At 49.8% G+C, this 12,540-nt stretch carries 8 protein-coding genes; 1 reads left to right on the top strand and 7 read right to left on the bottom strand.

All coding sequences use genetic code 11. The features are described from left to right. Positions 1–73: 73 nt before the first annotated feature. Positions 74–1,033 (bottom strand): universal stress protein, encoded by a 960-nt coding sequence (locus CHB92_RS20360; protein WP_179223117.1) that lies wholly within the window; start codon positions 1,031–1,033, stop codon positions 74–76. A gap of 406 nt (positions 1,034–1,439) precedes the next feature. Here CHB92_RS20360 and CHB92_RS20365 point away from each other — a divergent pair, with 406 nt between their 5' ends. After that, complete coding sequence (locus tag CHB92_RS20365) at positions 1,440–3,077, top strand: hypothetical protein (protein WP_089321086.1); 1,638 nt, start codon at positions 1,440–1,442, stop codon at positions 3,075–3,077. A gap of 130 nt (positions 3,078–3,207) precedes the next feature. Here CHB92_RS20365 and CHB92_RS20370 read toward each other — a convergent pair whose 3' ends face one another. The 6 genes from CHB92_RS20370 to CHB92_RS20395 all read right to left on the bottom strand — a co-directional run bounded on the left by CHB92_RS20370 (position 3,208) and on the right by CHB92_RS20395 (position 12,321). Next, the gene (locus tag CHB92_RS20370) at positions 3,208–3,873 is read right to left on the bottom strand and encodes a porin family protein (protein ID WP_089321087.1); all 666 of its coding nucleotides are present in this window, start codon (positions 3,871–3,873) and stop codon (positions 3,208–3,210) included. Positions 3,874–4,179: 306 nt separating this feature from the next. After that, positions 4,180–5,103 carry a hypothetical protein gene (locus CHB92_RS20375; protein WP_089321088.1) on the bottom strand — a complete coding sequence of 308 codons (924 nt, stop codon included), beginning with the start codon at positions 5,101–5,103 and terminating at the stop codon, positions 4,180–4,182. A gap of 147 nt (positions 5,104–5,250) precedes the next feature. Beyond that, a complete protein-coding gene (locus tag CHB92_RS20380) occupies positions 5,251–6,483 on the bottom strand; it encodes a sodium/glutamate symporter (protein WP_089321089.1) in 1,233 nt (410 codons plus the stop codon). A 363-nt stretch (positions 6,484–6,846) separates the two neighbouring features. Further along, positions 6,847–9,336, bottom strand: a complete 2,490-nt coding sequence (locus CHB92_RS20385) for a TonB-dependent receptor (RefSeq protein WP_089321090.1) — start codon at positions 9,334–9,336, stop codon at positions 6,847–6,849. A 261-nt stretch (positions 9,337–9,597) separates the two neighbouring features. Next, entirely contained in the window at positions 9,598–11,943 is a 2,346-nt protein-coding gene (locus CHB92_RS20390) for a M56 family metallopeptidase (RefSeq protein WP_089321091.1), read from the bottom strand. Between the two features lie 12 nt (positions 11,944–11,955). Beyond that, positions 11,956–12,321, bottom strand: a complete 366-nt coding sequence (locus tag CHB92_RS20395; protein WP_089321092.1) for a BlaI/MecI/CopY family transcriptional regulator — start codon at positions 12,319–12,321, stop codon at positions 11,956–11,958. Positions 12,322–12,540: the final 219 nt, after the last annotated feature.

The following is a 12,540-nucleotide window of genomic DNA, read 5'->3' on the forward strand; positions in this document are numbered from 1 at the left end:
GCAAAGCCTCTTGCTACCTCTTTAGAAGCTGAGTTATCTGTTCTCCTCCAGCTAAGGCCACACCACGATGCCGTTATCTTGGCAGAGGGGGCAAGGCCAGCAGCGGGATAAACGTCTTGGCCATCATGCGCTGCGTAACGCTTTTATTTAGAAGGTCTTCGAGAAAACCTCGCTTTTGAGGAGCCAGCACTAATAAATCGGCTTGCTGCTCCTGTATAAACTGCTTGATAGCCTCCGCTGTATCCTCTCTCTGCTGAAAGGTTACGCGGTAGTCCAGGTCTGAGAAGGCTTTTCCCATGTCCTCTAACGCAGCAAGCGACTTTTCCTGCTCTGCCTGCTGCTGGTCTTTTGAATAAAGATACAGCACCTGCAGCGTACTTCGGAAAGCCTTCAGGTAGTCCCGTAAAGAATCAAGCACAGCAACCGCTGGAGACTTTGCGAGGTCTGCAGCAAAGACAACTGATTTCAAGCCTTTATAACGCGCTGCTTTTGGAATGGCGAACACAGGAACCTGCACGTCCCGTATCACACTTAAGGCAGTACGACCAAGTAAGGCTAAATGAATCCCCCCTATGCCTCTCATGCCCATCACAACCATGTCTGCCTGTTGAACATCCACCGCCTTCACAATTTCATCTGCCGCAAAACCGTACTTGGCAATGCAGCGGACCTCTACTTCCGCTCTTGCTGCCGGAGCCCTCTCAATCTCAACCGTATGAAACCCCTCTTTTGTAACAGGCAGCCCGCTTACCACTTCTTTCTCAGCGCCCACTGTGCTGTGGAATTGCAGCGAGAAGTCTTCAAGCAAGGCACCTTTTACCTTAGCTGCATAAGCCTCTAGTTCGGCGGCTTTCTCTTTCTCCAGCGCATTCACTACGCTGGTAAAGTCCTGAGAGTATGGGAAGGAGAGCGGCTGGTAAAAAGCATGCACCAGCACAATATTCGCCTTTAGTACATGGGCCAGGTCCAGTGCGTACAACAGTGCATTCTGCGAGTCGCTGGAATAATCGATTGGTACTAAAATCTTTTTCATGTTCTTAAGATAAAGGTTACACAGTTGGAAAATACCGCTTAGAAACTCCCTGAACTGCCATATAAAAATACACTGCTCCTGCCCTGTAGCAGATGACATACGTCAACAGGAAAAATGATTTGTATCACCCTCATTGCCAGAAAGTAACCACCAAATCCAAAGGCAGTAGCTGTTACCTTTTCCCCAGAACATTTAGCAAACCAAGAGAAGGCTTTACCTTTTATACCGGGCACCGCGGATCTGCAGGAGCTCATTCCCCCCTCTCCGTACATGCCCTTGCAAGGTGAATTAGTACACTTTATTAGCTCTAAACAAATTATTCCTCCCCTTAGCACTTTCGCAGTCCATTCCCCTTTATTACCTTTAAGGTCTTCTTAAAGCCTAGATTTTTCGCCAAACTCCTTATATGAAAAAGTCCGTTTTACTTTTTTCAGCAATCTCCCTTTTACTAACCAAAGCTTACGCACAAGATGCCCCGACAGAAGCTATCAAAGAGGCTCCTTCTGTTCGGGAGGTTCCATCTCCAGACAAGTCGGGAACCGGCGAGCAAAAGCCTGCCCTCCCCCTTATGCTTTCCTTCCCCAGCGAGCCAGGTTGGAACGTGTTAAAGGAAGGACAAAAACTAGCGTTCAAAGTGAATGCCTCCGGAGGCACCGATAGCACCTTTTCTTATGCCATCACGCAGGGAAAAATAGACGGGGTAGCGTTTGACTCCCTTGGCAATTTCGCATGGGCCCCTAGTTATGACTTTGTGGACCGCCTGAGTGGCAGCCGGTTTGTGCAGTTGCTTTTCGAGGCAAAAAACAAAAAAGGGGAAAGCGTAAGCCACGTAGCTGAGTTCAAGGTTGAGCACGTAAACCGCCCACCGGTTATCGGGGAGCTCAAGCCCTTTTATGTTCGCCCTAACACAACTAATACCTATACCATTGAGTCTTCTGCCATCATGGACGAAGACAATGACCCGATCGTTATTATACCGATTGCAGACAGCATGCCGCAGGGGGCAAAACTAACGGCACAGGGTGAGTTCACTTGGCACCCGTCCCTGACGCAGTTTAACCGCCTGCGCAACAACCCGGTCTTACTGGAGTTTTATGTAGAGGATCAGCCCACAAAAGCCCGTACAAAAGGAAGCTTTACGCTGAAAGCCACCCAGCAGGACTTGCCACCCAGCATCCAGATGGTTCCCTCCCAAAAGCGATTCTCTTATGACGAGGATGCAACCGTAAACCTGAAGTTTCAGTTGTATGACCCCAATGGGGAAAGCGACATTGCCTCCTTCAACTTTATCTCGGATAACAAGAACGTTCCTGCCGGCGCATTGGTGAAAAATGCCCCTTCGCAGTATGAGTTTATCTGGACACCGGGCTATGATTTTGTGAAAGACCCGCAAGACTCCCTGTCCTTTAACATCACCTTCTTTGTAATAGACAAGTCGAACCTGAAGGAAGAGCGTACGTTGAGTTTCTCCGTGCTGAACGCCGTAAACGAGATCGAGAAAGACAAGAGGCTGTATGGTGAGTACCGGGCTTCGCTCGTCAGGGCATGGGATCTGATGGAGCAGCTGAAAGAGGCTGAAAAAGACTTGAAGAAAAAGTATAAGCGCGCCAAGAAAGGCAAGAAAGCCAGGTCCCTCACCAATGCCTCCCTCGGTGCAGCCACAGGAGTAGCCCCGGTAGTGGTAGATGTTCCGGAAACCTCCAAAAAGATCACGACGATTGGGGGTACAGCCGTGATGACAATTGGCACGTTGGAAGCGACTGAGGTGATCGGCCGCTCTACGAAAGACCTGGTGGAACGCCTGAACTATATTATGGAGAAGCGGAACGAACTGCAAACCAAGGGAGACATATTCGCCCGTAAATACGCGCTGAAATCATCCAGGAGAAAGCCGGACTTCATGAAAGACGTAGATGAGTTTGTGGCCGTAATGAACCTGAAGGGACTGGTTGCATTGGAGTTAGACGCCGGCTGGCAAAACAAACGCAAGGCAACGGATGATAACATCTCTAAAACGTACAAAGACTTTACGCCGGATAATTAAAGCATAAAGGCTGTGAAACAAGGCGCTTCCTTAACCGGAGCGCCTTGTTTTTTTAACCCTGTGCTGCTACTGTAAAGCAAAAAAGGCAGCCCCAGAAGCCGCCTTTTTAATTAATGCAAAGCAACAGGTATTATTCTGTAGCTGAAAACTTAATGCCCAGGGTCAGCATGAACACAGAGTGCCGGGCATTGGCGAGGTCCCCCTCAAAGTAATCCGCATCCTTCACAAAATCAGAGAAGGCACCATTATAGCGGAGGCCCAGGCTGATGCCGTTACGGGAAGTAACGCCTAAACCGGCCGCGTAGCCTATCTCAAACTCAGATAAGCCATCCTTGCTCTTTTCATCTCTGCTGCTGGCGATGCGGTTACCGCTACCATCGTAAATCTCCGTTTCGTTGTTCACGCTCAGCAGGTAGCTTAATTGTGGCCCTAACTCAAAGTACAGCGGGCCCGCCTTGATGTTGGCTAATACCGGCAGGTCGAGGTAGGCATAGTTCACGCTACCCTCTCTCCTTCTGGTTTGCAGGAGCAAATTCGTATACTCCTCCCCGCTGCTCTTAAAGCCTCTCCTGGAGTACAGTAGCTCTGGCTGAATAGAGAAGAAGTCTTCTACCACGGGAAAGTTCAGCAGCACGCCGGCATGGAAGGACAGCTTGTTTTCAAACATTTCCTCGTCACGCAGGTCGCCCGACAGATTCGACAGGTTGGCACCTCCCCGAACCCCGAAAGTCGCCTGCGCCTGAGCTGCAGAGATGGTGCCTAACAGCAGGGCACAGGCAATAAATAGTTTCTTCATAAGAATGAGTAATTAGTACGTGTATTCAAACGACCAATATACGCCGATCCTTATATTTCAGTTCAACACCACTATTCATGCATATCGTCCTATTCGACAGAAACGGGCTTTTATTCCTTTGTAAGCCAGGCAAGTAAAAAAGGGCACCTTAACTGCATCCAACTTTATTAAGGCAAAACTTCTTCATAATACAACACATTTACCTTGAAAAATATTGACCGTTTACAGGCAGAAAGGGCTTGTGTTTCCTAGGCTTACGGATGAGACGCATGGCAGAATCAGTATGATAAGGCTGTGCTATCGTTCTTACTTCTCCCCTGTCTTTGCTTTCAGGAATCGCCGGATGCCCTCACCCCGCATGCCCATGATGGCGAAGGTAATGCCAGCCACTACTGTTAACGTAGTAACGTTAATACCGAAGGCAAGTAAATGGTCCTGCCATTTAGCGTGCTCATCAAAGCCAAACACAAGCTTAAGCCCAAACCAAGCCGGGTAAACGGAAATATGTGCGGTAGCGGCAAGTCCTACCAATTCCCGACGCCCGGCATCGTCCACAGCTCCCAAGCCGGCAGCAGCCCCTATCACACATGATATAATAAATCCGGATAGAGGCGAACCCAGATCGTGCCACCCAATGGGTGGCTTTGTAAAATAAGCCACGCAAACCCCAGCCAACACAATCAGGGCCGTAGACACAAAAAGGGCCAGAAGCCCCTGCCCCAGAAAACGCCACTCCCGGATCACAGCGCCCAGGCCTACGCCCAGCATGTGGTGGTGATAGGGTAGAAACAGCAGCCCGGCAATGATCAGGGGGATCATGTCCTCCACCATGCCGTAAGCAAGTAAAACGGAGGACAAAAACACTCTGCTAACCAGGCTCCCCGTTACTTTGGTGTACTGCCACAGCTCCTCATAAACATCCGTTGTTGGTCTCACTGTCGGATCTGTTTCTTCAATAGGGGCCGCCGCGGCAAACAGCGACTCGGGGTGCTGGGTAGTGAAGGCAAACAAATCAGGATCATAAAAAGGAGCGGTCATCAAGCGTTCGACAAGGGTTTTAACCTTCGGGGTAGCCGTCTCCACCTGCACTACATCCAGTTTTTTTTCCTGGTGATCAGTGGTATAGCGTATCTCCTGCCGCACAGACACTTGTGAGGCCCCGGCAGCAAAGGCCAGGTTCGCCACGTTTTTCCCCTGTCCTTCCGGAGCTTTTACTGTAATTATTCGCATAGAGTCCTTTTTTTTAATTCTGATTCTCTTACGGGATGGGTGAATTACTTATACCAGCACAAAGCAAAAAGGGTTAATCAGCTGTACCTTGCTTGTTATGCCTGTTGTTTGGTTCAGCGTGCAAAACTGGCCCGACCTCCTCTACCTTTACCCGAACAGCTTCAGAATTACGGTTGTCAGCAGGACAACCATCCACGGAAACAGGTAGAAGGCATTCAGCGGCATGATAACCGGCATGGGCTCCACTGGTCCCTCTTCGTCAATAAAGCGACGCAAAAAGCCCATGCCCATAGGCCCCCAACCGGTAGTGATCGCCAGGAAAGCAGTTGCAATGACAGCTGCATAGTACTTGTTCGTATACTTGGCAAAGAGGCGAAAAGCAAACCAGCTAAAGCCCACGCTACAGGAAACAGCTATAATGGCTCCTATTAGTAGGCGTGGGGTAAGCAGGGCGAGCAAGTGGAGGGGAATGCTCATCACTGCATAGGCTAACACCAGGTTCATCGTAGGGCCCAGCAACAGTACAGTAATTGCCTTCTCCGGAAACTTATCTTTCCCTTTCACAAAGGAAAAGCTCAGGCGGATAAGTGATCCCAGCAGAAAAGCCACGACAATTACTGGCAAGTAGTCATCCCGCAACCAGGATAACTGCGCTAGCAGGATGTGTTGTATGGCAAAAGCCAGGGAGATAACCACCAGGATCAGAATAACAAGGTGACTAATCTCAATAGAGAACCGCCCAAGGGGCTCACGGGGGTGATTGTCAACAGGTGAAGGAGCTGGCGGCTGTCGCTCTGCAATTTTAAAAAGATTACGACTAATAAAGTTTGCCCCTATCACACTACTTACCACGCCTACCATCATTATTCCCTGTGCCAGTTGTTTTAAATTAGGGTAAGCTTCGCGAAAAAGCTCCGCAACCGGTGCTGTTTGTGAAGGAGGATTCAGGTTATAGGGAGCCCCCACAAAACTAAGCGGGCCGGTTAAAACAGCTGTGTGTATGGGATAGCTCCCCGTAAAAGCAAGGGGTAAAACCAACAAGAACTGCAGGATAGCCAGTACACAACCTGCGCCGATAAACAACAGGAACAGTTTAGCCCCATGCTTAAGAATACTGGGTGTGATGTGCATTCCCATGTTAGCGGTTAGCAGCGCCACCAGAAAGTCAACAGCGGGCCCTTGCGTAGGTATTGTGATGGTTAAGGTGTTGGAAATCCGCAGCAGAAAAATAACAAAGGCAAACAACAGCCCTCCTAAAAGTGGTTCTGGTATAAAGTTCCGCTTCAGAAAACCAATGCTCTGCACCAGTCTTTGTCCTATCATAGAGGCAACGCCTGCCAATGCGACGGCAAACAGAAACGGTAAATGCACAGTAATCATACTTCTTCCCGGCTAAGTAAATGGTGCTGTAAAGTCTAACCTGAAACAGGTTGGGACATGTAGGTGCTGATTGTCGCGTATGACGCAATAATTTACTAAACCATTACGCCAGAATGTTACCGGGCGTTCGTCTACAGGGCTAGCAGGAAGCTTTCCGGATGATAATAGATATCTTCTTTGGAGCTTTTCTTCCTTCATCCGGGGCTACAAACCAAAGCTTCGCCTTTCTTTAGGAACAGATTTATGAAATCAAAAGAACTCCTCTTGCACTCTATGCATAGTTCTGCTTTTCAGGAGATTACTAAATAAAAAGCCCGCCTCATCTTAGGCGGGCTTTTCTGATCTGCAGCAGCAACACGCTACTCAATTTCCTGTACGGTTCAGCTCCTCCAGGGTATTACGGCGGCGTTCTTCAACTTTCTGCCCTTTGCTAAAGTTATAGCGCAAAGACAGACCAACATGCCGGGCGCGGAAGTACTGGTCGAAGTCGCTGATGTTGCCCTCTCCTACATCGGCAGCTATTAAGAGGCGCTGGCTCTTAAACACATCATTCACGTTCAGGCTCAGGTCCAGCTTCTTATCCCAAAAGCTTTTCTTAAGCCCCAGGTGTACCCACCAGCGCGGCTCTACACGGTAAAGGGCATACGCGACGGGGCCGTTGTATACGGCGTTCACCTCCAGGCGCAGGTCCAGTGGCAGCAGAATATTGTGGTTCGACTGTAGCATGTAGTATACCTGGTCATTGATCACCTGCTCCTGATTGACGATAGTGCTGTACTCTTGATAAGACACCACCAGGGTATTGTTTGTGTCCCAGTTCTTCATGATCTTGAGGGGCACCACAGCCGTTAATCCGAAGCTCTGCGACGCATCCACGTTCCCGATATAGTAAATGGTGGTAGCCGTCTCGGTATCAATCGCCGGTAACTCCGCAATAACGTCCTGGTTTCGCTGGTAATTCAGGATCAGGCTGTAGTTCTTCTGGTAAACCTGCGTGACGCTAAAAGCATGGGTATACTGCGAACGCAGGTAGGGATTGCCTTGCCAGTAGGTGTAGGGATCGCGGTAAGCGAAAAAAGGGTTCAACTGCCCGTAGTTGGGCCGCTGTAAACGGCGGCTGTAGCTGTAACTGATCTCGTAGCTATCGTTTACCTTTTGCTGTAGGAACACACTGGGGAACAGATTCAGATAATCGCGCTCCGTTACCTGCCCTGTTGTTTTAGACTCTCCTTCCGATACGGTCTGTTCTGCCCGCAAACCCGCCTGCAGGCTAAACCGCTCACTCAGTTTACTGCTCCAGTTAACATAGGCAGCGAAGATGTTTTCGTTATATATAAAGTGGTTCGTCCGCTTGATGTCCAGTATCGGCACCTCGCTATTATTGAAGTAAAAGCGGGAATCACTGTCTGATATCACCCGGCTGGCTTTTGCTCCCAACTCCAGTTTATGCCCCTCAGCAAAAGGTTTGGTGAAGTCTAGTTTGGCTGAATAAATGTCAAAGCCGTTTGGCGTGTCGGTATACAGGAAGTCCTGCAGCACCGGCTTGTCACTTGCCAGGGAGTCATAGTAGTTGTAAAAATTGGCGAACCCGTCGTTAGTAATGCGCACGTAATCCAGGTCTGCGGATAAAGTGGTGCCCAGGGTGTCGAACTTGCCCAGGTAGTGCAGGTTTGAGTTGAAGTTCGCGAAACGGTTTTCATTGTAGTTATTGGCCTCTATGTACAGGGCAGGCTGGTTCCGGTTGTTCCCGAGGTAAGTGTCCGTCAGGAAATCTGCCCACAGATAGTTGGTGCCGTAGTTTGCCACAAAACCAACGCTATGGCGGTCGTTCAGGCTGTAATCGGTGCCGAAGCGCACGATCGGAGGTCCCTTCACTTTGTAATTACCGGTAGCTACCTGATCAAAATAGATGGCGCTGTTTTCTCCCTGGAACACCCGCGTAAAAGTGGCCTCGCGCCCTCCTACCCGTTGAGCCATGTCCAGGCTCAGAAAGGAGTTCCACTTGCCTGTTTTATAGTTGATGTTGCCTCCTGTAGAGTATCCAAACTGCTTCCCGTTATAGGTAGCGCCAGCGTACACACTCCCGTTCATACCCCGCAGGTCGTTCTTTTTTAGGTTGATGTTCAGGATACCGGAAGAACCTTCGGCATCATACTTGGCAGAGGGATTGGTTATGATCTCGATGCTCCTGATGTTTTCGGCTGACATGCCCTCCAGCATGTTGCGCAGGTCCCGGGCGGAGAGATAGGTGAGCTTGCCGTCGAGCATTACGGTTACCCCTGCCCTACCGTTGAGCTGTATATTCCCTTCCTGGTCTATGTATACCCCCGGCGACTTGGCTAACACTTCATAAGCTGTACTGGCTGCTGCCAACGCAGTTCCTGCTATATTCACCACCATGCGGTCCGCCTCCTGTGTAATGGTAGGGCGCAAGGCTTCCACACTTACTTCTTTCAGCTGCGTGGCAACCGGACTCAGTTCTACAGGGGGTACCGATACCGTCAGGGCACCTTCCCTGAGAGTTACCTGCTGCACTGTCTTCGTCTTATACCCGATAAAGCTGAAGGTAAGGGAATAGGTACCTTGCGGGACGTTCGGAAAAGAGAAGTGGCCGCTTTCATCGGTCAGGGTACCGTCCTGGGCCTGCGTGCCCCCCTGTGGCAGCAGAGCAACTGTCGCGAAGGCAATGGGCGAACCGCTTAGCGAATCAGTCAGCACCCCGGAAATAGCTCCCTGGCTAACCGGGGCGGCCGTCGCTGCTGGGGCTTGGGGCTTATTCTGCCCACTGGTGGTAACAGAAAAGCTCAGGCAAAGGCATAGCTGCCCCATCAAAAAGAGGAGTCCTTTTTTCATAGTATAAAGATTAGAAGATGATGAATAAAATCGGGTGAGAGTAGCTGGCGCAAAAGAAAGACAAAGTACCTGTGCAGAGGTTGCACCCGCTAGTATATTTTTCTTTTCAGGTCTGCTCTTTACAGAAAGGCGTAGCTCTCCTGGCTCTGCTTTGAGGAGAGTTAAGGTCCTTTAACGCCGTGGTATTTGTAGAGGAGGGCTCGCCCAACAGTAGGCTTAAGTACCGTTGGTGTTTAGCTTATGTTCGGGCGGGCCTTTTACTTACTCATCGTCCTTTAAAGACTCGATGGCCATGCCATGAATCTTTAAAGTGATGTACTTATCGATGCTGTTAAAATTATAGCCTTCTTCTCTGGCCTTCTTAATAAAGTCACTGTCTATGCCATGGATGCTGGCCGACACTGTTTTTTCCATGCTCAGGTTCTGGAAGCCGGCCTTTCGCAGGTCCTCCACGTAAGCTGCGTCCACCCCGTGGATCTGGGCAGACATAATATCCTCAAAGCTGAGGCCTTCGTAGCCCAGTGCTTTGATCCTTTTGATGGATGCTGGGTTCAACCCATGAATTTTAGCCTCAATATACTGATCCAGGCTCAGGTCATTTAGTCCCACCGACTGCAGGCTTTTGATGTAGGCCTCGTTTACGCCGTGTATCTTCAGCTCCATCATCTTTTCGAGGCTCAGTTCGCCAAAGCCCAGCGACTGCATTTCTTTTATGTTCACCGGAGTGATGCCGTGAATTTTTGCTTCGATGATCTTGTCCATGGAGAGATTGGCGTAACCGGCTTTTCGCAAGTCTTCTATAAAAGCTTTACTCACGCCATGAATCCTGGCTTCCATCATTTTATCCAGGCTTAGGTCCTTAAAGCCCAAAGCCTGCAGCTCCTGCACATACTCCTGGTCGATACCGTGAATGCTGGCCGACACAACCTCTTCTATGGTAGGTTTCCTGTTACTGTGCTGCCGGAACAAGGCCAGGTAATTTTGAAAGTCGGCCATACCGATCCCATGGATAGCCAGTTCCTGCAGCCGTTCTCCCTCTATATGCTTGTAGTTCTTTTTCAGAAAGTCAACGTACTTCCGGTTTACGTCCCCAAAAAATAGGTGAAACATCAGGTTCTGTTCGTTGCTGTTGATGTCATTGTCCGCCAGGTATTTTCGAAAGGAGGCATCTTCTGTAAACGTGTACTTCCCCTGCCCCACTTCGGCGTCCAGGTTGCCCGTCAGTTGTAGTGTCCCGGTTTCTTTCGTCAGCACAAAGGTGTCGTTCCCCTGCTTCTGGAACAGGCCTTTGTCGAAGCACTGGGACATGTTCCAGCTCGAAGCTAGCTTGCTTCCTTTAAACTGGAGACAGTATTCCCCGTTTTCCTGACTGCTGTACCAGTAGCCCTTCGACATGTCTACCTGTTTCCCTTGCATGTTAAGCGAAAAGCCTTTCTTCGGCCCTGCCAGTTCTGGCGAAGGTGGCAATGGCGCACCTGGTAAGGCTGAAGGCGCCCCAGGTTGTGCAGGTACACCAGCGGTGGGCGGCTCTGCACTGCTGTTCTCTGCATTGAGGTTCATGTACTTGCCCACTGACACTTCCCCAGTTGCCGTAGAAAGGGCTGTGAAAAGACTGTGCTGGCTGGCAGCCGGCTCATTGATCAGCAGCAGCGTCCCGAAAAACAGGGGCGCCATAAAAGCATATTTCCAATAGGCATGTGGCGTCGATCTTTTGGCGTTCATCATCATGATCCTTTGTTTTAAAAGCGATTGGTTATAGTTGGTGGTAATGGAGAGCGGCTTGTTCGGCACGGCTATCTGCAGAAGGCTCAGCTGGTACTGGTCTTTTTTAACCTGCTCTTTCTCCAGCAGCTGCGCATCGGTCTGGTACTCGTTGTTTTTCTCTATCTCCCTTTTCAGTAGCCAGACAAGCGGGTTAAACCACAGGATGATCACAGCCAGTTCTGCCAGCAGCAGGTCGAAGCTATGCCCCAGCCGGATGTGTATCTTCTCATGGGCAATGATCTGCTCGTAGGTCTCGAAATCGTAGTCGTCGGGGTAGATAAAGATATAGTGGAAAAACGAGCAGGGGGCTTGCCTGCTGGCCGTGTTCACGATCACGCACTCACCGTCCTCGACCTTGTCTGTCGCCGTGGTCGCCTTTAACAGGATACACCCTACCTGAAAGAGCAGGCTCAGGGAGAAGACTGCTACCCCAAACAGGTATAGCAGCAACACCCAAAAGCCTAAGCTAAACCCGGTACTGGTATCGCTGCTCTGCTCTTGGGCAACCTGCTGCTGTACCACCTCTTCATAGGGCTGGCGCGGCAGGACAAGCTCATCTCCCTCGGGCATTGGGAGTGAAGGCGGCACAGCCCTTGTTTTCGCTACATCTTCTGTTACCTGAACCTTCTCCCTAGCGGCATGCTCCTGAAACAGGGTTTGCAGGTAGCCTTGCTGGTCTACGAGTTTGGGCAAGCTCACAAAAGGCAGTACAAAGGCCAGGGCGATACAGCCAATCAGGTAGATACGGTTTGCCGTGAAGAAGCTCTCCTGCTGGAGCAGCAACTTATAGAACAGAAAGGCAATGCCAATGGCGAAGGAGGCTTTTAGCAGTATCTCGATCATAGCGGTATAGGTTTAACTGTTTCGTTGGGACTTGATAATGCGCACAAGCTCGTCGATCTCTTCGTCTGAGAGTTTCTCTTCCCGGGCAAAATGTGAGATCATACGGGTGAAGGAATTGCCAAAGTACTTGCTTTTGATGGTGGCTACATCCTGCTTCCTGTACTCGGCCAGTGGAACCAAGGGGGTGTACTGGTACGTGTTCCCAATTTTCTCAGCGCTCAGGAAGCCCTTTTCGGTGAGGATCTTCACCATGGTGGCCACGGTGTTGTAATGCGGCTTGGGCTCCGGCAACTCATCGATGATGTCTTTGATAAAAGCCTTTTCGAGGTGCCAGACAGCCTGCATGATCTGCTCTTCTCTTTTTCCTAGTTTCTGCATTGTGGTAAGGTTTGTTCAATACTACTAATTAATTAGTAATTATACTAATACATTAGTACGATTCCTAATTAATTAGGATTTACAGAGCAGAACATTTTTTACAGGAAAAGGAAAAGTCATAGCGACCCCGTCTCACATCCACCTTAATATACTTACTTATAACTACTTAAGCATACACACGGTGTTTAACGGGAGGCGGGAGCTGGTCTTGCCAGAATG

It is taken from the genome of Pontibacter ummariensis, from assembly GCF_900188175.1.
Classification (GTDB): Bacteria; Bacteroidota; Bacteroidia; order Cytophagales; family Hymenobacteraceae; genus Pontibacter; species Pontibacter ummariensis.

Coding starts and splice junctions, on each gene's coding strand:
- CHB92_RS20385 (WP_089321090.1), bottom strand. CDS start 9,336: ATGAAAAAAGGACTCCTCTTTTTGATGGGGCAGCTATGCCTTTGCCTG.
- CHB92_RS20380 (WP_089321089.1), bottom strand. CDS start 6,483: ATGATTACTGTGCATTTACCGTTTCTGTTTGCCGTCGCATTGGCAGGC.
- CHB92_RS20360 (WP_179223117.1), bottom strand. CDS start 1,033: ATGAAAAAGATTTTAGTACCAATCGATTATTCCAGCGACTCGCAGAAT.
- CHB92_RS20395 (WP_089321092.1), bottom strand. CDS start 12,321: ATGCAGAAACTAGGAAAAAGAGAAGAGCAGATCATGCAGGCTGTCTGG.
- CHB92_RS20375 (WP_089321088.1), bottom strand. CDS start 5,103: ATGCGAATAATTACAGTAAAAGCTCCGGAAGGACAGGGGAAAAACGTG.
- CHB92_RS20365 (WP_089321086.1), top strand. CDS start 1,440: ATGAAAAAGTCCGTTTTACTTTTTTCAGCAATCTCCCTTTTACTAACC.
- CHB92_RS20390 (WP_089321091.1), bottom strand. CDS start 11,943: ATGATCGAGATACTGCTAAAAGCCTCCTTCGCCATTGGCATTGCCTTT.
- CHB92_RS20370 (WP_089321087.1), bottom strand. CDS start 3,873: ATGAAGAAACTATTTATTGCCTGTGCCCTGCTGTTAGGCACCATCTCT.